17 protein-coding genes and 1 pseudogene are annotated in these 22924 nt (G+C 65.5%); 12 read left to right on the forward strand and 6 right to left on the reverse strand.

From position 1 onward, the window contains the following. Positions 1-152: 152 nt before the first annotated feature. From V5B44_RS03755 to V5B44_RS03770, 4 genes are all read left to right on the forward strand, one after another. Positions 153-2540 carry a 3-hydroxyacyl-CoA dehydrogenase/enoyl-CoA hydratase family protein gene (locus V5B44_RS03755; protein WP_332357771.1) on the forward strand — a complete coding sequence of 796 codons (2388 nt, stop codon included), beginning with the start codon at positions 153-155 and terminating at the stop codon, positions 2538-2540. Between the two features lie 20 nt (positions 2541-2560). Further along, entirely contained in the window at positions 2561-3763 is a 1203-nt protein-coding gene (locus tag V5B44_RS03760; RefSeq protein ID WP_332357772.1) for an acetyl-CoA C-acyltransferase, read from the forward strand. Between the two features lie 155 nt (positions 3764-3918). Beyond that, positions 3919-4536 carry a DUF2802 domain-containing protein gene (locus V5B44_RS03765; RefSeq protein WP_332357773.1) on the forward strand — a complete coding sequence of 206 codons (618 nt, stop codon included), beginning with the start codon at positions 3919-3921 and terminating at the stop codon, positions 4534-4536. A 15-nt stretch (positions 4537-4551) separates the two neighbouring features. After that, on the forward strand, positions 4552-5229 hold the full coding sequence (locus V5B44_RS03770; RefSeq protein ID WP_332357774.1) for an SPOR domain-containing protein: 678 nt from the start codon (positions 4552-4554) through the stop codon (positions 5227-5229). A 4-nt stretch (positions 5230-5233) separates the two neighbouring features. Here V5B44_RS03770 and V5B44_RS03775 read toward each other — a convergent pair whose 3' ends face one another. Further along, the gene (locus V5B44_RS03775) at positions 5234-5572 is read right to left on the reverse strand and encodes a tetratricopeptide repeat protein (RefSeq protein ID WP_332357890.1); all 339 of its coding nucleotides are present in this window, start codon (positions 5570-5572) and stop codon (positions 5234-5236) included. 73 nt (positions 5573-5645) lie between these two features. Here V5B44_RS03775 and V5B44_RS03780 point away from each other — a divergent pair, with 73 nt between their 5' ends. The 4 genes from V5B44_RS03780 (at position 5646) to V5B44_RS03795 (ending at position 10553) form a co-directional block, all read left to right on the forward strand. Further along, positions 5646-6029 carry a RidA family protein gene (locus V5B44_RS03780; protein ID WP_332357775.1) on the forward strand — a complete coding sequence of 128 codons (384 nt, stop codon included), beginning with the start codon at positions 5646-5648 and terminating at the stop codon, positions 6027-6029. Continuing rightward, positions 6029-8080 carry an ATP-dependent DNA helicase RecG gene (gene recG / locus V5B44_RS03785; RefSeq protein ID WP_332357776.1) on the forward strand — a complete coding sequence of 684 codons (2052 nt, stop codon included), beginning with the start codon at positions 6029-6031 and terminating at the stop codon, positions 8078-8080. Before V5B44_RS03780 ends, recG begins: the two co-directional genes overlap by 1 nt. A 94-nt stretch (positions 8081-8174) precedes the next feature. Beyond that, positions 8175-8486: an ArsR/SmtB family transcription factor gene (locus tag V5B44_RS03790; protein ID WP_332357777.1), complete on the forward strand. Its 312-nt coding sequence runs from the start codon at positions 8175-8177 to the stop codon at positions 8484-8486. A gap of 186 nt (positions 8487-8672) precedes the next feature. Then, entirely contained in the window at positions 8673-10553 is a 1881-nt protein-coding gene (locus tag V5B44_RS03795; protein ID WP_332357778.1) for an MFS transporter, read from the forward strand. Between the two features lie 158 nt (positions 10554-10711). On the opposite strand, the gene V5B44_RS03800 is transcribed toward V5B44_RS03795, so the two are convergent. The 3 genes from V5B44_RS03800 to V5B44_RS03810 form a co-directional block, all read right to left on the reverse strand. After that, positions 10712-16264: a DUF7379 domain-containing protein gene (locus tag V5B44_RS03800; protein ID WP_332357779.1), complete on the reverse strand. Its 5553-nt coding sequence runs from the start codon at positions 16262-16264 to the stop codon at positions 10712-10714. Between the two features lie 173 nt (positions 16265-16437). Next, a complete protein-coding gene (locus V5B44_RS03805; protein WP_332357780.1) occupies positions 16438-17409 on the reverse strand; it encodes a TIR domain-containing protein in 972 nt (323 codons plus the stop codon). A 161-nt stretch (positions 17410-17570) separates the two neighbouring features. Beyond that, a complete protein-coding gene (locus tag V5B44_RS03810; RefSeq protein WP_332357781.1) occupies positions 17571-17843 on the reverse strand; it encodes a hypothetical protein in 273 nt (90 codons plus the stop codon). Positions 17844-18300: 457 nt separating this feature from the next. Here V5B44_RS03810 and V5B44_RS03815 point away from each other — a divergent pair, with 457 nt between their 5' ends. Further along, the gene (locus V5B44_RS03815; protein ID WP_332357782.1) at positions 18301-19887 is read left to right on the forward strand and encodes an MSCRAMM family protein; all 1587 of its coding nucleotides are present in this window, start codon (positions 18301-18303) and stop codon (positions 19885-19887) included. Positions 19888-19959: 72 nt separating this feature from the next. On the opposite strand, the pseudogene V5B44_RS03820 reads toward V5B44_RS03815, so the two are convergent. Together V5B44_RS03820 and V5B44_RS03825 are read right to left on the reverse strand one after the other, a co-directional pair. Beyond that, positions 19960-20345 (reverse strand): annotated as a pseudogene (locus tag V5B44_RS03820) (type II toxin-antitoxin system VapC family toxin); the annotation flags it as partial. After that, positions 20342-20602, reverse strand: coding sequence for an antitoxin (locus tag V5B44_RS03825; protein WP_332357783.1), 261 nt, complete (start codon positions 20600-20602; stop codon positions 20342-20344). The pseudogene V5B44_RS03820 and the gene V5B44_RS03825, both read right to left, overlap by 4 nt. A gap of 56 nt (positions 20603-20658) precedes the next feature. On the opposite strand from V5B44_RS03825, the gene V5B44_RS03830 reads away from it, so the two are divergent. The 3 genes from V5B44_RS03830 to V5B44_RS03840 all read left to right on the forward strand — a co-directional run bounded on the left by V5B44_RS03830 (position 20659) and on the right by V5B44_RS03840 (position 22882). Further along, positions 20659-20991: a DNA-binding protein gene (locus V5B44_RS03830; RefSeq protein WP_332357784.1), complete on the forward strand. Its 333-nt coding sequence runs from the start codon at positions 20659-20661 to the stop codon at positions 20989-20991. A gap of 24 nt (positions 20992-21015) precedes the next feature. Continuing rightward, the gene (locus V5B44_RS03835) at positions 21016-21750 is read left to right on the forward strand and encodes a lipase family alpha/beta hydrolase (RefSeq protein WP_332357785.1); all 735 of its coding nucleotides are present in this window, start codon (positions 21016-21018) and stop codon (positions 21748-21750) included. A 91-nt stretch (positions 21751-21841) separates the two neighbouring features. Beyond that, entirely contained in the window at positions 21842-22882 is a 1041-nt protein-coding gene (locus tag V5B44_RS03840) for an aminopeptidase (protein WP_434735395.1), read from the forward strand. Positions 22883-22924: the final 42 nt, after the last annotated feature.

A 22924-nucleotide genomic window follows, 5' to 3' on the forward strand; every position in this document is an offset into this window, starting at 1 on the left:
GCACCGGTGAAGTCTCCCTGTCCTTCCCGCCCTGTCGGAGTTGACGTCGTGGGCAGATCGCGTATAATTCAAACGTTCGTTTGAGCGGCTTTGTGCAGAGCCGCTGTGGGGTGTTCCCGGCGAGCGTAGACGACCCAGACAAGGAGGACAGCTTGAGCAACTTCATCGTACGCAAGGCCGCAGTACTCGGAGCGGGCGTGATGGGCGCGCAGATTGCCGCGCACCTCGCGAATGCCGAAGTGCCGGTGGTGCTTTTCGACCTGCCGGCCAAGGAAGGCGATCCCAACGGGATCGTCAGGAAAGCCATTGACGCGCTCAAGAAGCTGGAGCCGTCGCCGCTGGCCACGAAAGACCGCGTCGCCTACATCGACGCCGCCAATTACTCGCAACACCTCGATCAGCTCAAGGATTGCGACCTGATCATCGAAGCCATCGCCGAGAAGACCGAGTGGAAAGACGATCTCTATCGCAAGATCGCTCCCTTCATCTCGCCCGATGCGATCGTCGCTTCGAACACCTCAGGCCTGTCGATCAACCGCCTGTCGGAGGGTCTGCCGGAAACACTGCGTTCGCGCTTCTGCGGCATCCATTTCTTCAACCCGCCGCGCTACATGCACCTGGTTGAACTGATTGCGACCCGGACCACCGACCCGGCGCTGCTCGACAACCTCGAGTCCTGGCTGGTCTCGCGTCTTGGCAAAGGCGTCGTTCGGGCGCTGGATACGCCCAACTTCGTTGCCAATCGCGTCGGTGTTTTCTCGATTCTCGCAGTGATGCATCACACCCAGCGTCTCGGTCTTGGCTTCGACGTCGTCGATTCGCTCACCGGTCCGATCATCGGTCGCCCGAAGAGCGCCACCTACCGCACCGCCGATGTCGTCGGGCTCGATACGCTGGCGCACGTCATCAAGACCATGCAGGACACGCTGCCCGGCGACCCCTGGCACGGCTACTACGGCGTGCCAGCATGGCTGGCGGCGCTGATCGGCAAGGGCGCGCTGGGGCAGAAGACGCGCGGCGGCATCTTCCGCAAGGACGGCCGGGCAATCAAGGTCCTCGACCTCGCGCTTCAGGACTACCGTGACAGCGCTGGCGACATCGACCCGACGGTGCTGGCGATCCTCAAGAACCGTAATCCCGCCGAGAAGTTCGGCCAGTTGCGGGCCAGCGAGCATCCGCAGGCGCAATTCCTGTGGGCGATCTTCCGCGACATTTTCCACTACGCCGCCTTCCACCTCGCCGACATCGCCGACAACGCGCGCGACCTCGACTTCGCCATGCGCTGGGGTTTCGGCTGGGCGCAGGGTCCATTCGAAAGCTGGCAGGCCGCCGGCTGGCAGGCGATTGCCGAAGCGGTCAAGGCCGACATCGACGCCGGCCTGGCAATGAGCCCGGTACCGCTGCCGGCGTGGGTTTTCGGCCAGGTCGCCCAGCAAGGTGTGCATACCGCACAAGGCTCGTATTCGGCGAGCGCCGACGCCTACCGGCCGCGCTCGACGCTGCCCGTCTATCAGCGGCAGATCTTCCCCGAGCGGGTGCTGGGCGAGAAGACGGTTGCCGGTGAAACGGTCTGGGAAAACGAGGGGGTGCGCCTGTGGACGCTGCCGCAGGTCGACGCCGGCATCGCCATCGTCAGCATCAAGTCGCGCAATCATACGCTTGGCCGCGACGTCATCATCGGTTTGCAGGAAGCCGTGGCGCGTGCCGAGGCCGATTATCAGGGCTTGGTGCTGTGGCATGAGGCGCCGTTTGCCTTTGGCGCCAACCTCAAGGAGGTCGCCGAAGCAATCGCCGCCGGCGAGTTCGAACTGCTTGCAACGTACGTCGCCGAGTTCCAGAACGCGTCGATGTGCCTCAAGTATGCCAAGGTCCCGGTGATCGCTGCCGTGCAGGGCATGGCGCTGGGTGGTGGTTGCGAGTTCGTCATGCACGCCGCCAAGCGGGTGATCGCCCTCGAAAGCTACATCGGCCTGGTCGAAGCCGGCGTCGGCCTGATCCCGGCGGGTGGCGGCTGCAAGGAGTTTGCCATCCGCGCCGCGCAGCATGCGGCCAGGACCGGCGGCAACGACCCCTTCGAGTTCCTCCAGCCGGTATTCATGACCATCGCCATGGCGACGGTGTCGAAGAGCGGCGCGCAGGCCAAGGAACTCGGTTTTGCCGTCGAGTCGGACAAGATCGTCTTCAACGCCAACGAACTGCTCTACGTCGCGCTGCGCGAGGCGCGCGGCCTCGCCGAGGCGGGCTACCATCCGCGCCTGCCGCCACGGGGCATCAAGGTTGCCGGGCGCACAGGCATCGCCAACTGCGTGATGATGCTGGCCAACATGAAGGAAGGCGGCATGATTTCGGCGCACGACTATACGGTGGCGAAGGCGGCAGCGACGGCGCTCTGTGGTGGCGATATCGAGACCGGATCACTGGTCGATGAGCAGTGGCTGCTGACCGTCGAGCGCAAGCTATTCGTCGAGCTGCTGCAGAACCCGAAAACCCAGCAGCGTATCCAGCACATGCTGGAAACCGGCAAGCCGCTGCGTAATTGAGCGAGCAAGGAGAACAGAACATGAGCAAACAGATTCAGGAAGCCTACATCGTCGCCGCGACGCGTCTGCCGGTGGGCCGGCGCAAGGGCCTGTTGGGTCACGTCCGGCCGGACGACATGCTGGCGCATGCCATTCGATCGGTCATGGCGCAGGCGCCGGGGCTTGACCCGGCACTGGTCGAGGACGTGATCGTCGGCTGTGCGATGCCGGAAGCGGAGCAGGGGATGAACGTCGCCCGTATCGGCCTGCTGCTCGCCGGCATGCCGGACACCGTCCCCGGCGTCACCATCAATCGCTTCTGCGCTTCCGGAGTGCAGACCGTGGCCATGGCGGCCGATCGCATTCGTCTGGGTGAAGCCGACGTGATGATCGCCGGTGGCACTGAAACGATGTCCTTGATGAACCAGATGATGGGCAACAAGATTGCGATGAACCCGGCAATTTTCGAGCTGGAAGAGAACTACGCAATTGGCTTCGGCATGGGCATCACGGCCGAAAAGGTTGCCGCGCAGTGGAAGGTTTCGCGCGAAGAGCAGGATGCCTTTGCCGTTGCCTCACACCAGAAGGCCTGTGCAGCGATCGCAGCCGGCCACTTCAAGGCCGAGATTTCGCCTTACCCGGTCACGGCGCGGCTGCCGAATCTGCGTACCGGCGAAGTGACCGTCAAGGAGTATCTGGCCGAGAACGATGAAGGACCGCGCTCCGACAGCAGTCTCGAGGGGCTCGCCAGGTTGCGGCCGGTGTTTGCCGCGCGCGGCACGGTAACGGCTGGCAACAGCTCGCAGATGTCGGATGGCGCAGCCGCCGTGCTGGTCGTTTCGGAAAAGATCCTCAAGCAGTTCAATCTCAAGCCGCTGGCGCGCTTTGCCGGTTACTCGGTTGCCGGTGTGCCGCCCGAGATCATGGGCATCGGCCCGATCAAGGCGATTCCCCAGGTGCTCAAGCAGGCCGGAATCGGTTTGGCCGAGGTGGACTGGATCGAACTCAACGAGGCTTTTGCCGCGCAGGCACTGGCGGTGATCCGTGAGCTGGATCTCGATCCGGCCAAGGTGAACCCGCTCGGGGGCGCCATCGCCCTCGGCCATCCGCTGGGCGCGACCGGTACCATTCGGACGGCGACGGTGGTGCATGGCCTGCAGCGCACCCGGCAGCGTTACGGTCTGGTGACCATGTGCATCGGTACCGGCATGGGCGCAGCGGGGTTGTTCGAATCGATCCAGTAGATCGCTGGTGAGGCGTTGTCGAGGCCTCGCCGGGTTTCCCGGCGAGGCATCTTGCGTTTTGTCGAACGAAGTTCAGAGCAACTGCGCGACATGGTCCTTGAGGCAGGCGAAGTGTCTGGCATAATGTCTGCCGGACACCGTCACGAAGGCGCGCAATGGATCTCGAGCTACTGGGCAGTCTGGGTTGGCGCGAAGGCTTGATGGCGGTCATCGCGCTGTTGTTGCTTTATATCATCGTCCTTTTTTTCCGCCTGCGTCGCCTGCAGCACGGTGCCCCAGCCCTGTTACCGATGGCTGCGCAATCGGCGGTGGCGGCCTATGCAGCGATCCAGGAGCCCGATTCCGCCAAGTTGGCAGCGGTAGAGCCCGTCGGCCCGGTCGATGCCGCCGGGGCGAGTGGACCACAAGCCTTGGTCGCCGCGTCGGAGTCGCCGGAGACAGCCGATTCCGGCAAGCCGGAATTCCCCTGGAACGAGCCTCCACCCGAGATTCCCGGGCAGGCGATGATCGATGCCCTGCAGCGCGAGGTTTACCAGCTGCGCTGCGAGGTGGACGAGCTGCGCGCCGAAGTGCTGGCTGCCCGCGAGGATTTCCGGCGCCAGTCTGGACAATCGACGGCGTCGGCGCAGAGCGCTTCGCCGCTGTACAACGATGCCATGCAGATGGCGATTCAGGGCCATGACGCGACCACCATTGCACATCGCTGTGGGATAGCACGGGCTGAGGCCGACCTGGTGGTGGCGCTGGCGCGCAACCGCCACGAGGGGCTCTAGAGGCGGAACAGGCCGATGGTGATTCGACAGCAAGACAGTACCCCGGCGACGGGCCCCGCGCCAGCTGCCGCCGTGCTTGGCACGGCCCTGGCAGTGGCGGACCAGCAAGCGGCTCTCAGGCGCCAGCTGCACTGGCGGATGGGTGCTGCCGGCTTGCTGACCCTGCTGTTGCTGGCTGCGTGGCCGGTACTTGATTACCTGAGTCCGCCCGATGATCCAATGGCCAGTGGTCCGCAGTTTACCGAACCGGTACCGGTCAAGAAAGCACAGCCAGCCTTGAAAATCGCCGAACCGCTGGTCGAGGCGCCCGTCGTCGTGCCGGTGTTCGCCGGGCCGCAGGCCAGTGGTGCCGCGATCGAGCAATTGCTGCCACCGGTTGAAGCGTCGTCACCTGCCACCAACCCCAGCCAGGCAGCAGCCGGCAGCGAGGCGGCCCCGGCGGTCGCGCCACTGGCCGTTGTCCCGCCGCGCCCGCTGTCCGGCCATGCCCTGCAGTCCAGCCCGCTGCCCGATCAGCAGCGGGCCGCAGAACTCCAGGCCAGGCTGGCACAGGAAGGCCTCCCCTCAAGCATCGAGACGCGCCTGCAGGTCGGCCCGTTCAGGAGCCGTGCTGAAGCCGAGTCGGCTCGGCGCAAACTGCAGACCCTCGGGATCGCGGCGGATCCGGTGTTGCTCAAGGGCGGCAGGCCGTAGGCGCTCAGCGTTCTGCCGCCGGCAGTTGGCGGCGCAGCCGCCGGACAAAAACCGTCATTTCCCGGGCTGCCTGAAGGTCGCCCCGGGCTTCGGCGACGACAATTCCCTGTTCATACGCGGCGAGCGCCTCGCCCGGCTGTCCCGCCTCGCTCAGCGCCTTTCCGAGCAGCTTCCACGCGGCGGAGTAGGCGGGGTCATGTGCCAGCGCTGCACGCAGGTGGATCGCTGCTTGTTCAGGGTGGTCGGCCTTGAGATACTCGTTGCCGAGTGAATAACGCAGCAAGGCACCATCACGCGGCCCGCCGAGCAGTTTTTCGAGATTGGCGATGAGCGTCGTCGTCATATGGGTTTCCCGGTTCAGTATCCCCGGTTTAAACTCCCCGGTTTCAACCGCACACATTGTAGAGGACAGCACCATGGCCAGAACGATCATTTCAACGCCGCATGCGCCGGCCGCAATCGGTACCTACTCGCAGGCGGTCAAGGTTGGCGATACGGTCTATCTGTCGGGCCAGATCGGCCTCGACCCGGTCAGCATGAAGCTGGTTGAAGGGATCGACGCACAGATCGTGCGGGTCTTCGACAACCTGAAGGCGGTGGCGGAGGCGGCCGGCGGTTCGCTGGCCGATGTCGTCAAACTCAACGTCTACCTCACGGATCTGGTCAACTTCACGACCGTGAACGAAGTGATGGCCTGTTATTTCGCCGAGCCCTTTCCGGCCCGCGCTGCCGTCGGGGTGGCTTCGTTGCCGCGCGGGGCACTGGTTGAAGCCGACGCGGTGATGGTGCTTGGCGGCTGATGCCGGCAGGCGCGACGATCGATGCCCCGCCAGCCATCAGGAACCGGCTGCGAAAGCTCGGTCTGGAGCGGCAACAGGATCTGGTCCTGCATCTTCCCTTGCGCTACGAGGACGAGACGCGGATCACCGGCATTGCGGAGGCACCCTTTGACGTTCCGGTACAGGTCGAAGGTGAACTCCTCGACATCTCGGTCAGGCGGGCGCCGCGTCGCCAACTGGTAGCCCGGGTCAGCGATGCGAGCGGTGAGCGCAGCATTCTTGACCTGCGCTTCCTGAGCTTCTACGGCAGCCAGCAGCGGGCGCTGGAAGTGGCGCGCGACCAGGGGCGCCGGCTGCGCATTTTTGGCGAGATCCGCCACGGTCTGCACGGCCGCGAAATGGTGCATCCCCGCTACCGTATCCTGGCCGAAGCCGAAGCGCTGCCGCAATCGCTGACGCCGGTTTATCCGACCACCGCCGGGCTGACACAGAGCGCTTTGCGCAAGCTGATCGGAGGCGCGCTGCGTGATGCCGATCTCGCGGAGGTGCTCGATGCCGCCTGGTGTGAACGCCATTTGCTGCCACCGTTGGCGACCGCGGTCACGCTGCTGCATGCACCCCCGCCCGAATTGCCGGCGGCCGCGCTGCAGACCCGCAGCCATCCCGCCTGGCGGCGAATCAAGTTCGACGAGTTGCTGGCGCAGCAGCTTTCTCTGCGCCGCGCCTACCTGGATCGCCGGACCAGGGGCGCGCCGGTGTTGCTGGCCACCGGCGAACTCGCCAGCCGTCTCAAGGCATCGCTTCCTTTCGCCCTGACCGGCGCGCAGCAGCGCGTCACCGCTGAGATCGCCGCCGACCTCGAGCATCCCTACCCGATGCAGCGTCTGCTGCAGGGCGACGTCGGCTGCGGCAAGACGATCGTCGCTGCGCTGGCGGCTTGTCAGACGATCGAGGCGGGCCATCAGACGGCGTTCATGGCACCGACCGAAATCCTGGCCGAGCAGCACTTCCTGAAGCTGAGCGCCTGGCTTGAACCGCTCGGCATCGAGGTGGTGTGCGTGGCCGGGAGTCTGGGCAGGAAGCTCAAGCGGGCGAAACAGTTGCAGGCCGCAACGACGGCGCAACTGGTGGTCGGTACGCACGCGCTGATCCAGGAAGGCATCGACTTCGCCCGTCTCGGGCTGGCCATCGTCGACGAACAGCATCGCTTCGGCGTCGTGCAGCGGCTGGAACTGCGGCGCAAGGGTGCCAATCCGCACCAGTTGATGATGTCGGCGACGCCGATTCCGCGCACGCTGGCGATGAGCTACTACGCCGACCTTGATGTTTCGGTGATCGACGAAATGCCGGCGGGCCGATCGCCGGTGAGGACCCGGCTGTTTTCCGACAGCCGGCGGCAGGAAGTGGTGGCGGCAGTGCGTACCGTGGTCGCCGAGGGGCGACAGGCCTACTGGGTCTGTCCCCTGATCGAGGAGTCAGTCAAGCTCGACCTGCAGGCGGCACTCGATACCCACGCCGCGCTCAGCGCCGAACTCCCGGATCTACGTATCGGTCTGGTACACGGCCGCCTGCGGGGCAATGACAAGGCCACGGTGATGGCCGCCTTTGCTGCCGGCGAGATTGACGTACTGGTGGCGACAACCGTCATCGAAGTCGGTGTCGACGTCCCGAATGCCAGTCTGATGGTGATCGAACACGCCGAGCGTTTCGGCCTTTCGCAGATTCACCAGCTGCGCGGACGCGTAGGACGGGGCAGCCACCACTCGGTTTGCGTGCTGCTCTACCAGCCGCCACTGTCGGCGATGGCGCGTGCGCGACTGAAGATCATCTTCGAGCAGACGGATGGTTTCGAGATCGCACGCCAGGACCTGCACCTGCGTGGTCCCGGCGAGTTCGTCGGCAGCCGTCAGTCGGGGGTCCCGCTGCTGCGCTACGCAGACCTGGAAGCCGATGCCGATCTGGTCGAACTGGCGCAGGCCTTGGCGGTGCAATTGCTGCGTGACGATCCCGGGCGCGCCGAGCGCCACCTGTTGCGCTGGCTCGGGAATCGCGAGGAACTGCTGAAAGCCTGATCGGCGAGATTTCGCTTGACTTCAATGTCGACATGCCTAAACTCGTCGATATGTTTTCTTGGTGTTCACTGGTTCATCGTTGGCGAGGGAGACCATGAGGGGCGATTACGGTCGGACGATGCCGCAGGAGTGGCGGTCGATGTCCCGGGTTTTTTCAGCGCTTGGCGACGAGCATCGGCAACGCATCCTTTTGCTCTTTGAGCCGCACGAGCGTCTGAATGTCAGCCAGATTGCCGATGTCTCGACCCTGGCGCGCTCGACGGTGTCGCATCATCTCAAGACCCTGCGCGATGCCGAGGTGCTGCTGTCGGAAAAGCTCGGCAAGGAGGTCTATTTCTGGGTCAACAAGCCGTTTCTCGAGGAGTCCTTGCGCAATGTCCTGTCCTATCTCAAGGAATCCGCCTGATGGCACCCCTGGCGTTGCGCATTTGCTGATGAGCCCGCGTCGGCGCTGCTTCCTGCATGCGGGTCTGCCGACTGGTGGTGTCGCGCGGACGGGTCTGGACGCGCGCCGATTGCGTCGAGCAATTCAGGCGCACCGCTGTGCCCCGGCGATCTTCGCGACCCGCGCCTTCTTTGAAAGGAAGACTGCATGAGTTCCCAGTTTGGTCTGCTCAAGGCCCGTCGCTTTGCCCCGTTCTTCGCGACCCAGTTCCTGGGTGCGTTCAACGACAACCTGTTCAAGAATGCCCTGATCGTGCTGCTCACCTTTCAGGCGGCGAGCTGGACCGCGTTGGCGCCCGAGGTGTTGACCAATCTGGCAGCGGGAATCTTCATCCTGCCGTTCTTTCTTTTCTCCGCCACCGCCGGGCAACTGGCCGACAAGTACGACAAGGCGAAGCTGGCGCGGCTGGTCAAGCTGCTCGAAATCGTCATCATGGGTGTCGCCTTGCTCGGCTTCTCGATGCACAGCCTGGCGGTTCTGCTCACGGCGCTGTTTCTGCTGGGCCTGCATTCGACGCTGTTCGGGCCGGTCAAGTACGCCATCCTGCCGCAACATCTGCGTGAGAAGGAACTGGTTGGCGGCAACGCGCTGGTCGAGGCCGGCACCTTCGTCGCCATCCTGATCGGTACGCTGGCCGGTGGCCTGCTCGCCGGCACGGCCGGACACCCGACCTGGGTTGCTTATGCCGGCCTGGTGATCGCGGTGTTCGGCTATCTCTTCAGTCGTGGCATCCCGGCGGCGCCGGCGCCGGCGCCGGAACTGGTCGTCAGCCTTAATCCGCTGTCCGAAACCTGGCGCAACATCGGTTTTGCACGCCAGAACCGGACGGTCTTTCTGTCGATCCTCGGCATTTCCTGGTTCTGGCTCTACGGCGCCCTGTTCCTGGCGCAGTTCCCGGCCTACGCAAAAAACGTTCTCGGGGGCAGTGAGGGCTCGGTGACGCTGTTGTTGGCCGTGTTCACGATCGGTATCGGTCTCGGATCACTCCTCTGTGAGCGCCTGTCGGCCGGGCACGTCGAAATCGGCCTGGTGCCCTTTGGTTCGATCGGTCTGACGCTGTTCGGCATCGATCTCGCCTTTGCTTCTCCGGCGCTGCTCCCCGCGGGGGCGCCGCTGCCGCTGACCAGCCTGCTCGCCCTGCACGAGACCTGGCGCGTACTCTTCGATCTGTTCGCGCTCGGCCTGTTTGGCGGTTTTTTCATCGTGCCGCTGTACGCCCTGATCCAGTTGCGCAGCGCACCCGAACAGCGGGCGCGAATCATCGCCGCCAACAATATCCTCAACTCGCTGTTCATGGTCGTCGGCTCGCTGGCGGCGGCCGGACTGCTCGCCGATGGTCTCACGATTCCGGCGCTGTTTGGTGTCGCCGCGGTGTGCAATGCGGCGGTGGCGGTCTACATCTACAGTCTGGTGCCGGAGTTCCTGCTGCGCTTCATTGCCTGGCTGCTGATCCACTCGGTCTATCGTTTGCGGCAGAACGGCCTGGAGAACATTCCGGAAGAGGGGGCAGCGGTACTGGTCTGCAATCACGTCAGCTTTGTCGATCCGCTGGTGATTGCCGCCGCCAGCCGGCGGCCGATCCGTTTTGTCATGGATTACCGCATCTATCGCACGCCGCTGATCAGCTTCGTCTTCCGCCACATGCACGCGATTCCGATCGCGCCGGCCAGGGATGATGCGGCAATGATGGAGGCCGCCTTCGAGGAGGTGGCCAAGGCGCTCGAGGCGGGCGAACTGGTGGCGATCTTTCCCGAAGGGCGGATCACCGACACCGGCGAGATCTATCCCTTCCGGCCGGGCGTGCAGCGGATCGTCAAGCGCACGCCGGTGCCGGTGATTCCGATGGCGTTGCAGGGCCTGTGGGGCAGTTTCTTCAGCCGCAAGGACGGGCCGGCGATGAGCAAGCCGCTGCGGCGCGGCCTGTTCTCGGCGATTGCGCTGACGGTCGGCTTGCCGGTGGTGCCGGCGGCAGCCACTCCCGAGCATTTGCAGGCGATCGTCGCCGGCATGCGCGGCGACTGGAAGTGAGCGGCGCCGAGGTGGGCAGCGCCCGCGCGGTCGGCGGGTGCTGCCACGGCCCGGTTGCTCCTGAGAGTCGGCAAGGTGGCCCGGCGCACTGCACCGCGATCAGTGCGCGTCCGGCGGCAGTGACCCGGAAAAGAAACCGCCGCAAGGGTAAAAGAGCTCTACAGTGCGTCCCGGATGCGGCGGATCGCCTCGGCCAGAGAAGACGGTGACTGGCCGATCAATTCGATCAACGATTCGAGGTTCTCGATCACCGATCCGCGTTCGCGCGGACTCGCGCCGCGCTTGATCGCATTGACATAGCGCTCGATGATCGCTTCCTCCAGGGCGGCACACTCCGGGGACATCGCATGGGCAGCAACGCCGCCTTCTCCGGCCTGTGAAGCTGTCGCGCAGCGTGCGATCAGCAGCACCAGATCCAGATCTGCCCGCCCGGCCGCCTTCCAGAAGTCCGGGTCCTTCTCGCTCTCGCGCTCCAGCGCTTCGGTCACGCGCGCGGCTTCGGCTTCGAGGTCGGTCTGCCATTCGCCGGCTGGCAGCGGATCCAGAAGCAGGGCCAGCAATCGTGCGCTTGCCCAGTTGGTGAAGGCGTAGAAGTCATCCCGATTGCCCAGATCGAACGCGCGGCGGTAGTAAGCAGCCATCTTCGCGACCACTTTCTGGCGACGGTCGCGTTGGGTCTCGACAAGTGCCAGCCGCTTGAACGCGCTCCCCAGGAGGTTCAGCCGCTCCCCGGTCTCGCCGCGCTGACAAACGATCTCCAGCTCGGCGATCGCGCGCTCGATCCGGTTGACCCTTTCCAGGCGCCTTTCCTCGCAGTCGGCGGGAGCACTGTTGCGCAAGGCAAGCCATTCCTCGGCCGCCAACCGCACCTTGAAATTGGCGCTCTGCTCCAGCGCTCGCAGAGGGCAGTCGGCCTTCCCTGCCGCAATCGCCTTGTCGAGCCATTCGATCGCCGGCGTCCATTGTCTGGCCTCGCCCCAGGCGAAGCCGAGCGCGGCGGCGACGTCAGCGCGTGCCAGCCAGGCATCGCGCCTGGACTGCGGGATGCGCTGCAGCAAGCGGGCGATCTGGTCTCCCGTCTGAGACTCGGCTTCCGGTTGGCTTTGCCCAGCCTTGAAATCGCTCGCCAGATTGTCGAGGTCGGCGACCAGTTCGCTTGGCGCGTGGTACGGACGTGCGGACACCGAGCGGGCCGGACTGTCTTTGCGTAGGCGGTAGTTGGGATCCCCATAACACTGATAGGCACCCCAGGTGTTCACGCCGGGGTGGCGTTGCCAAGCCTCTTCGCGTGCCGCGCGAACTGCTTCACCAAAGAACTCACCCTGGAGCATGCGGCCGTAGAAAGTCTCGGCGAAGGTCAGGGCGGCCGCGTCGTCCACCGCCCAACCGGCGGCGATTACTGCACGCACGCCCATGCGGATGAACTGCACGCCGAGGTTTGCCGCCAGGGCGCCTCGGTCGAGATCCCCATCGCTGCCAGTCTTGCCCAGATGGCAGCAGTTGATGAACACCAGTTCGGGCACCCAGCGCATCTGCTCTACATCGCCCGGCGTCAGGAAAGCTTCCTTGCCGATCACCATCCCCGAAACCAGCCGGTCTCGCGCCGGCGGGGGTTGGCCGCACGCCTTGCAGGTCTGTTCGGAGGGCTCTTTCAGCGCAAACTCGTGTGCCCCATGCCCGGCCAGATGGAGGATGCGCCACGCATCCCGGTGCAGGGACTCCAGGATGGCAGCGGCATTCTCGTCGATGCAGTCACGGGACTCGTAGCCACCGGCACTGAAAAGCTCATGGACTCTCTGTGCTTCGCGTCGGGCGCCCGGCAGGTCGCTGAACTTGTCTTCCCATTGCCGGATGTCCGGGTTGCCGACCACGAGGGCCTTTGGCCCGATCGCATACGCTGGCCGCGCCCGGAAGTCGCGTGTCTTGAGCTGCCGTAGCAGACCGGCGCCCACCGCCGGTGGGCGGCCGCTGTCGCTCCAGCGGTTTTCCAGCAGCTCCCAGGGATAACGCGCTGACGTCTCGTCTACCAGCAGGACGAGGTCGGTCTGGCGTGGCGCGGTTTCCTTCAGCCGCAGCGGCAACAGCATCTCGAACAGCGTTCGGGCGGCTTCCGGGTTGGCGCTCGCCGATTGCGAAGCCCGGCGGATGAAGGACTCGGCGAGCGCCAGTTGGCCGCTCGCCAGGGTCTCCTCGGCCCGCGCCCGGTCGGTCGCGAAGATGAAACGCAGCACGTCGCGCCGATCCTTTTCCTCGACGATCTCGAGCCGATGCCACCACTGGGGGGCCTCATCGAAGCGCACTCGTCGCTTCGCCCCCTGACCCCGCTCGATGGTCTGGCCCGGCCAGCGCACCGCGCTGGCCAGTTGCCCATCGCGCAGCACGGCCTGCAGATCCTCGCAGGCGGCAATCGCCACATCCTCGTAGATCTCGAGGAACTCGATCTTGTCGATCGTCACCTGCTCGTCCATCTGCGTGTCGACCAGCCGCTGGTTGGCCGCAATCGCACCGCGCAGGATTGACTCGAGCGCGTCGCGCACGGTCATGCCACCGGCGCCAGTGCCCACCAGGAGGCAGGAAATCGCGGCGCAGCGCGCGCTGCCGGCCTTGCCGAAGCGTTGGTCGGGCCACTGGACGACCTGCAGCGCATAGTCGAGCAGCGCTGTCCGCACGCACGATTCCAGCAAGCCTGGGGTCAGCTCGCCAACCTGGCCGAGGCCGACCACGATCGCACCGCCGGGCTTCATGCTCGGCCGCTTGTTGAAAAACAGGGCGTGCTGACCGATCGACCCTGGATAGACGCCCAGGTCGAGGCGGCGCGACAGTGCGCCGTCCAGCTGACGATCGAGCGCCGCCTCGGCACTGACGATGGTGTCGCCGCGATAGTGGCCGACCAGCACGGCGTAGCGCGCGTAACTCAGGTCGCCGTGCGTGATGCTGACCTCGATCGTCGGCGCGGCCGGACGCTGGTCCGACACCGCCGGCGGGAGTCCCCCGCCAAAACCGAGGCTGCGCAGGTCGGCCTCGCCGGGAACGCCATCGGCTGGGGGCAGGGACGGCAGCAGGAAATGCGTTGGCTCCCCCGCCGCCGCGCGCGCACGGGCAGGTGGGGACTCCGGCAGCCGGGTCGTGCTGCCGGTGGTCAGCAGATCCAGATAAGCGGTGAATGCCTGCGTCCGGGCGCACAGCGCATCGTGCGCGGTGTCCTCCACGTACCACGTTCGCACCCCTGGCAGGGCGCCCGAGGCCCAGGTCACCGTCCCGTCGCCTTCGCGGGTGGCGAGAAAGGCGAGGCGCTTGCGGCCGGCCAGCCATGGCTGGTCGTAATCGGCGAACTGGTAGTCGACCACGGTCACTGGCTGGCAGCCCGCGACGTAGCGCATGTAGCGGGGATCGGGCGCGGCATCGCGCAGCAGTTGCCAGGTGCGCCGGGCGCTGCCCAGCTTGTCGTCCGCGGCCGTCTGCCAGTGTGCCCGGGTGGTCTCCTTGATGTTCTTCCAGCGATTCAGATCGGCGAAATCGGGATCCTTCGGCGCGAAGGGGAGCAGTTCCAGCAGTCCGGTATAGTCGCGCACCAGATCGACGATCTGGTCGGTGCTCTGGGTGATGTCCAGCAGCGATAGCTTGGCCTGCGTCGGGTTGAAGCCGGTGAGCCAGCGTACCGCTTCGTAGGAGCCAAGGTTCGGCGTCCCCAGCATCAGCAGGCGGCTGTTGGGCAGTTGGGTGATTCGCGCCCATTGGGCCGCCCCACGTCCGCCGTCGGCGATCATTGAGCGGACCACCAGGCCGCCCATCGAGTGCGCGACCAGATGCACCGGCTGACCGTCACGCTCGGCGGCCGGCAGCCACTCGTCGAGTTTGGCGGCGAGCTTCGCTGCCGCATCGCGAACCGACAGCCGCCAGTCGTAGGCAAAGAACTCGACGCGGTGGGTTCGGGCGAGGAACTCAAGTAGCGGGCCGTAGAAATCGTCGACCAGCTCGGTCGGTTCGATTGCCGGCTGGCCCATGCGCAGCTTCTTGAGCCCGCCGCGCAACAGTGACCAGTAGTTGAGCCACACCTGCTCACCGCCGGCTGTGAGATGGCTGCCCATGGTGCCGGGCAGCACCACCGCCAGCGGCCGCGGGGCGGTGGCCGCCCGGCTGCGGGCAATGGCGTCGCGCCAGCGCGGCTCTTCCTTCTGTGCCAGGGCGATCGGCAGAAAACCCGCCTCGTCGCCATCGGCGCGGCCAAGTCCGGCGACCAGCCAGCGCACACTGCGCGCATTGGCGAAATAGCTGAAGTGATTGACGTCCGGCCCCTGATCCTTGCGGAAGCGGGCGCCCTTCTCGGGTCGGCGCAGGCCGCCGGACATCGAACCCGTATTCACCACCAGGTCATGGTCGGCGCTGTAGAACCAGTCAGTGGCAACGATCTTGATCTTTTGCCACAGCGATTCGCCCTCGATGTCCCCGGCGATGACCGTGAGGTCGGCACGGCTGACGAGCTGCGGCTGCTGCAGCAGCCGCGTCAGCGCCGAGCCTGGCATCATCGCCTCGAGCCCCGGCAGCGTGCGCGGGTCGGTCCGCTCCTTGACCACCGCCAGCAGGAAGTCAACGCCATCGGCGAACAAGCCGTCGCCGGCGGTTTTCTCGGCCAGGAAATCGAGCACCGAAAGCCAGCGGTCGAGGCGGCCCGATGCCAGCGTGGTCCCGCGCGCCGGACACGCGACGCGCACGAAGCGCTTGATGTCAATGGGCCTCATCTTGAACGACTCGATGAGCTTCGCGAGGCGTTTTCTGTCGTCGTCGTAGGCCTGGTCTCGCGCCCGGGCCGCTTCTTCGTCGAGCGGTGAAAGCCCGATCTGTTCGGCGATCGTGTGGTCGGCGGCGAACAGGGCATCCAGACGGCCGGCGGGCAGCATCGTATCGAGCTGCTCACAACTGCCGAGGCACAGCAATTCGCCCACCAGCCCGCCGCGGGAATGGCTGACCAGATGCACCTCCGCCGCGGGCGGCAGGCGCTCGACCAGTGCCAGTACATTGCTGAGCGGGCTTTCGGTCAGGCTGCGGTGCTCGAAAGCGTATACGCGCTCGCCGTAACGCGCCTGGAAGCGCTCGCGGGCCACCTTGCCCTCGCGGTTTTCCGGCGCCCACAGCTTGCCGAAGCTACCGGCGCAACTCGATGCGGTGCCGTGCAGAAAGAGCAGGATCGGCCCGTCGGCAGCCGGAATCTGCTCGTCGTCGGCGAGTGGCGTGAGGGCGAAGGTGTCGTCCAGCGAGCAGCGGTACAAGCCGGGCGGGTGATCCTTGAGCAGCTTCTCCTCGAGCACGGAGCCCAGAGTGCGTGCGGCTTTCGCCTTGAGATCGATGCCGAAGAACTCCAGCACCTTGATCCCGAGGCCGAGCAGGCCACGTTCGTCTCGGGCCGCGTCCGTCGGCTCGCGGCTTGGCGCCAGCGTGCCGAACTCCCATGCGTCGCCGCCGTCCCGCGCCAGGGACTGGTGGCCGTAATCGCGCACGATATCGTCGGCCCGACTCCAGAGGACGAAGCCGTTGTCCAGTTCGACCCGCACCACTTCGTCGGCCGCCACCTCCAGCTCACCGGTCACCCCGTCGCGCGCTCGACCGGGCGTCAGCCGCCTCACCGTTCGAACGCTGACCTGGTCGGTCGTCGACCACTGGCGCTGCTGTACGTCGCTTGCTGAACCGCGGATGCGAAAAGTGCGTGGGGACATGCTTATCTCCTTCCTGCGAGTGGTTGTGGAATCACGCGTCCGGCGCGTGGCAGCCAGCCCTCATGGTACGGCTTTCGGGCCTCGCCGGGCAGCCCCGGCAAAAAAGGCCTGCCGCGGCTGGTCTGTCTCCTGGTTGGACACAGACCAGCGAAGATCCGCCGGGCGGTGCGCGTTCACGTGATCCGGGCTTCCGGACGTGGCATCATCTGGGCGGCCATCTTCTCGAACTGGCCCAGCCAATCGCCAGGGACGGGGAATGGCGGCAAGGCCAACGGCCCCGGCGCCGCAGGTGCCGCCTCGGTCGCAGCCGTGGCCATGGCCTCGGCACCGGTGTTGCCGATCGGCCAGGCCGGGACCGCCAACATGCCGAGCCACGCCCGTGGGTCCGCGAAGTTGGCCGAGCTACGGGCGGCACCGTCGGCCGCCAGCGCCGGGGCGGGCAGCGTCCGCCGCACGTTTCGCCACTGCTGCCGCATGTTGGCATACCACGCCTGCTGCTGGCGCAGCATTTCGTACCACGGCGCATAGAGCGCTGCCGGCGCCCGCAGCGGGCCTTCCGGCTGCTCGTCCCCCCTGGCCTGCATCTGCTCCGGATCGATCAGGGCATTCGCCGAAGCGCCGTAGCACCACTGCACGAGCGAGATCGCGTAATCGACCGGGTCGCGTGCAATCTTCCGGGCATGGCGCTGCCACTGGTCATAGGTGGCACTGTTCATCGCGGCGGTATCGTCCAGCGCCTGTTCGAGAAAACCCGGCAACGACTGGCGGTCAATCCACCAGCGCTTGTACAGACCGAGGTATTCCTGCTGACCGGGCTCGAAGGTCGCCAGGTCATCGACATAGATGGCGATCCGCCGCGCTCCCTGGCGGCCATCGTAAAAGCCCAGTTCCCACGGCATCCACTTGGACTCGGCGGCGTTCGGCCCGGCGTAGAAGATCAGGCAACTGCAGGCGCGCATGACCTCGCGAAAGTGCTCGGCGGTCTCGGGGCTGACCTTCGACCGGTCGAGGTCCGGTCGCTCGATCCAGTCAACGTACACCGAGCGCCCGAGGTCACGCTCGATATGGTCATGCAATTGCTGAACCGCGTCGCGATCGGCAAAGCGGTGAGAGAGGAAAACGTCGTGGTACGGGATCGGTTTCATGGCTATCTCCCTTGTCTTGAACGTCGGTGAGGCGTTGCCGGTCGACAGTGGCGCTCCCGGCGCCGCAGGTGCCGCGTTCCGCCCCCGGCCGCAGGCTTGAAACGCTGTTGTCCATTGGCTTCAGTGTAGTGAATCGACGCGTTATATCAAGCGGAATGCGGTCAATGGGTTGCAACTCGCGACAGGACTGGACGGATGTCTTGTCGCACATGCAGATCGCTCACAATCCCGCCAACCAAGGTTGCGCCTTCGAAGCGTGTGCGTTGATTCTGTCGGCCGGGCATCTCAGTTGCCTGTCGAGTCAGCCTACTCGCGTGGCTCGGCGCGCCGTCGGCGGAATACGAGACAAGGACATCGCCGATCGTTGCCGCCCGTGCCGGCACTTCCTCACCAAGCAGCGAGGCCAGCGCCACCCACAGCAGCAGCGCCGACAAGGAAGTTTCGCCGGCCGTCGCCGCCCCTGACACGGTATGGAGACGCGTCGCGACGACCCCGGAACTGGGCCGACCACGGACAGGCTCTACCCTCGATACCTGATCGCCATTGATGACTATGCGCTTGCGACTCGGCGGCTAGATTCAGGTTAGAGAACACCGGAAATGGCGGAGGCCGAGTGAGTACAGTCGGCTCTGAATAACCGCAGCCAGGCACGAAAGCGAAAAATTCATTCTGAGCTTGATTGCGCCTGAGGGTTGTCTATAGTGGATATGGCTGTAAGGTGTTTTGTCCTTGCGGCCAGGAGGGTGGGGCAAGGGGCTGCCGCAGGACGGGGGTGTCTTTTCTCGGTCAGCCAGCACGCCCCCGTACCGTATGTTCGCGCCCTTCGAGGCGCCGAAAGACCAGCCAATCGTCTCATCAAGAAACACTCACAAATACCTACGGGAGGACTCCATGCACATCACTTCACTAACCGCTGGCGGCCTGAGGAGTGTCATTCGCCTCGCGGTATTCTGGCTTTGCGCGCGCCTGCTCTTTGGCTTGGCCTGGGCGCAGACGCCGCCCGTCGTCGTTGTGGAGCGTGGCGACAACACCTGCGCGACGGCGCAGAACCTGGGGGGTCTTCCTGCGGTGGCCTCTTTCACCTCCGACCTCGCAGCCGGTGACATCGACTTCTATCGGTTCACCGGCACCCCGGGGGACCAGTTCGAGGTCCAGTTGAACACGACTGCCGAACCCTTCCTCTACATCCGCAATCTCGCCTGGTTCGATGGCGCCTGCAACCTGGTTCAGGGCACCGGCCCAGTGTACTACGGGGCGCCCATCATCCGAGTCACCGTGCCTGCCGATGGAATTGTCGTCCTTGCGGTCACCGGGGATCCCGACCCGGCCTATAACGGCACGCACGAAAACTCGGGGACCTACGATCTCACTGGGTTGACGGTCCCGATCCGACCCAACGCCATCTCGGGCCGGATCGTCGACGCGCAGACCGGCGCCGGACTCCCCGGGACGCAGACGCCCTTTGCGTCGGTGATTCTGGAGCAGTGCTTCTGGTACGGGTGCTATGGGCAGGAGTCCACAGCGACCGATGAGCAGGGTGGTTTCCGATTCGACGGCATCTACGCAGGCGAGTTCCGGGTCCGGGTGGCCACGCAAGCCTTGACCTACATCCAGCCCATCTACTTCCCAGCGGACGGAGCCGCCGTCACGGTCCTGAGCGGCCAGAACGTGGACCTCGGGGTCATTCCGCTCGAGCCGTTCGTGGGAGTCGCTTCCATCTCGGGTCTGGTCGTCGATGCGGTGACCAACAAAGCCCTGCCAGGCAACCTCGAGCCCTACACCTACGTCAAGTTGATGATCAAGAACTACTGGGGCGGGTACGACTACGTTGCCGACACGTATCCGGACGAGAACGGCCACTACGCCTTCTTCCACGCCGATTCAGGCCTCTTCTATCCAGGTGATTATCAGGTGTCAGCCCACGCACGCCAGTACCAGACCGTTTCCAACTGGGTCGACGTCCCAGGCGTTATGGCAGGAGAGGTACGGGTCGCTCAACCGGTTCGCATCACCTCCAACCCGGTTCGCTTCTACGATGTTGCTCCGTGCTCGGACCTGTCGGACTCGCAGCGGACGTGCTCCTTCTCGTTCACGATGGTCAACGGAACGGCCGAGGCAATGCACGGTGCGATGTGGACCCTGGTCACGGGATACGACACCGGCGGATTCGAGTTGGAGACCACCTTCCAGGTGTGCAGGGAGGGGGTGGTATTGCCCGCTGCGACCAAGAAGAAGGGCGGCCGCAAGACGGCTGAGTGCCACTTCAGCGTGCCGCCGAACGTGCCGCTCGGCGCGACGTACTGCATCAAGACGCGCTTTGGGACGAGGCCTGGCGACCCCTACCATACCGTCCAGGGCGTCGCCGACCTCTTCTGCATGCAAATGGTGCCCGAGCGCGGCATCATCCTGCCGGCGCGCCAGTCGGTCGAGATCGAGCGGGCGCGCAACGCGCGCGGCTGGCCCCGCGGGCACAGGTAGACCACCGTCGCTCGACGTCTGCGCAACCCTCGCTCGGGCATCCGAGCGAGGGCTGTTCGCCCGGAGTGACTGATCCACCTTGAGCCCATTGACCTGAGCAAAGGCCCGGTCGTTTGTTACCAGCACAGCCCCTGCGTGAAGACCGTGCGATGCGATCAGTAGGTCGAGTGGCCCGCGAGCGTCTCGCGCTGCCGTTCCATCGCCGCACGGGCGGCTCCGTAGCACTCTGCAACTCCACTATCCCATGGCAGCACATCTGCACGGCGCAGGAACTCCCGCACCGCTGTATGCAAGCGTTTCGCTTCAGGCCGTCGCGCCAGTCCGAAGAGCAGCTCACCTTCGGTTATCGAGGAGATGCAGACAGCCGCCACTGGAACAGCCAGCGCACGCCGGACAACAGCCGGATGCTTCCTGATCAGGTGGCTCACCGTGTTGGTGTCCGGCATGTACCGGGTCATTCTTTCCACCCGTCAAACGGGTCACGGTCTTGCGCGTTCTGTTGCCGATTCCCGGCAGCCAGAAAGTCTGCCGGAACGTTGGCGTCCGTGAGCGCAGCAAGAAATCCGTCCCACGTTGTCGGCTTGCGGGAAAGGATGACGTCGCCCGTCTCCGGGTCGCGCCGGATATAGACCTCGGTGCCATCGAAACGGTATTCGGCAGGCAGGCGAACCGCCTGACTGCGGCCATTCTTGAACAGCTTGGCGATATGTGACATGGTGCCTCCTGTATCGAACGAGCGGCAGAGTACTGGCAAGATTGGCAAGGGAGCACATGATGAGCGGCAAATCAAAAGCGCATGAGGATGCGACCATCGAGAATTTTTGCAGAGACCCGGCTCTTGCGGCCGAGTATCTGAACGCGGTTCTGGAAGACGGCGACCAGGCCGAACTGCTGACCGCCCTTCGCTATATGGCCGGGGCTTTTGGCGGGGTCGCCGGACTGGCCGACCAGACGGCGCTGAACGCCACCACGCTTTATCGCACCCTCTCGCCACAAGGCAAGCCTGAATTGCGTAACCTGACCGCCAGCCTGAAGGCGATGGGTATGCGGCTTGCCGTTCAACCGGATGGTGGGCTTAGGCAGCGGCTCTTTGGAGGGGCGTAGCCGACGTGGCTCCTGTCCTTTGTCGTGAAAGAAGCAAACATCACCAAGGATTCCCTTGTTGCCGAGCAACGGCAGCTGCATTCGGCGGCGAGGTCTGCGCATCGCCCGACGCCGGCAACGGTGATCCTGGTGCACGGCTTGTGGACCCCGGCCGCCGTTTTCAGCCTGCATGCCCACTGGCTGCAGCGCCGCGGCTACCGCACGCTGCGTTTCGGCTATCCGAGCGTGCGTGCAACCCTGGCGCAGAACGCCGAGGGCCTGCAGCGCCTGATCGCGGCAACGAGCGCGGCGGACATCCATCTGGTCGGCCACAGTCTCGGCGGTCTCGTCATCCTGGAGATGCTGGCGCAAGCGCCGGATCCGCGCCTGCGCCGGGTGGTGCTCCTTGGCACCCCCTGTCTGGGCAGCCACTGCGCGCGACGACTGGCCACGCTGTCGGGGATGCCGGCACTGCTCGGGCGCTCGATCATGCAATGGCTGTCGCAGACCTCTGGCGCCACGGCCAGCGCGCCACGATCGGCAGTGGCGATCGGGGTACTCGCCGGGACGCGTCGCGTTGGACTGGGTCGCCTGCTGCCCGGCTTGCCGCTGCCCAATGACGGTGTGGTGGCCCTGGCGGAGACGCGGTTGCCGGGCGCAGCCGACTTCATCACCCTGCCGGTGGCGCACTCGGAAATGCTCGCCTCGCGGCGCTGCGCGGCGCAGATCGCCGCGTTCCTCGAAAGCGGCCGTTTCCGCCATGATGAACAGGCTTCGTGATTGGCACCTGCCGCTGCTGCTGGCCGCGCTGCTGACCGGTTGCGGTCACCTCGGCTACTACGCCCAGGCGATCAGCGGACACCTCGAGGTCATGCGAGTTGCCACCCCGATCAGCGACCTCGTTGGCAACCCGGCGAGCGATCCGCGGCTGCGGCAGCAATTGGCGGAGGTGCAGGCCCTACGCGACTTCGCCAGCCGCGAGCTCGGCCTGCCCGACAACGACAGCTATCGCGCCTACGCCGACCTTGGGCGGCCTTACGTGGTCTGGAACGTGTTCGCTGCGCCCGAGTTTTCTCTGCACGCCAGGCGCTGGTGCCTGCTGGTGGTCGGCTGCGTCAGCTACCGGGGCTACTACGACCGGTGGGACGCCGAACAGTTGGCCGCGGAACTCCGCCAGCAGGGTTACGAAACCTTCGTCGGCGGCGTGCCCGCCTATTCGACGCTCGGCTATTTCGATGACCCGGTGCTAAACACCTTCCTGCGCTTCGGTCCGCTGGAAGTCGCGCGCACGGTGTTTCACGAGCTGGCCCATCAGGTCGTCTTTGTGCAGGGCGATACGCGGTTCAACGAATCGTTCGCCACGGCGGTGGAGAACGAAGGTCTGCGGCGCTGGCTGGCGCGGCACGCGACGCCGGAACAGCGCGCCGCCTTCGCCTTGCAGCGCGCGCGCAAGGCCGCTTTCACGGCGCTGCTGCGCGACTACGGCAAGCGGTTCGAGGCGCTCTACGAAAGCCCACATTCGATCAGCGAGCTGCGTGTCGCCAAGGCCGGGCTGCTCGCCACGCTGCGGCGCGACTACGCCGGGCTGAAGGTCGCCTGGGGCGGCTACGCAGGCTACGACGCGTTCTTGGGCGACGATCCGAACAACGCCACATTCGCCTCGCTCTCGCTTTATAGCGAGCTGGTGCCCGCCTTCGAGGTGCTGCTGGCGAGACAGAATCACGATCTGCCGCAGTTCTATCAGGAGGTCGCCAGCCTGGCGGCGCTTGGCGACGAGGCCCGGCAGGACAGGCTGCAGGCGCTTCTCGCCGCGTCCGGCCAGGCCCGGCAGGAGCCAAGCGACGTCGCCGTCGGCGTGATGGAGGATTCGCTGAGGCTTGCGGATCGGGCATGCAGCGGTTGTCCGCAGTGACCGCCCTGCGCCGCTAGCGCTGACCGTCAGCAGCCTGCCGCC

The organism is Candidatus Accumulibacter necessarius, from assembly GCF_036625085.1.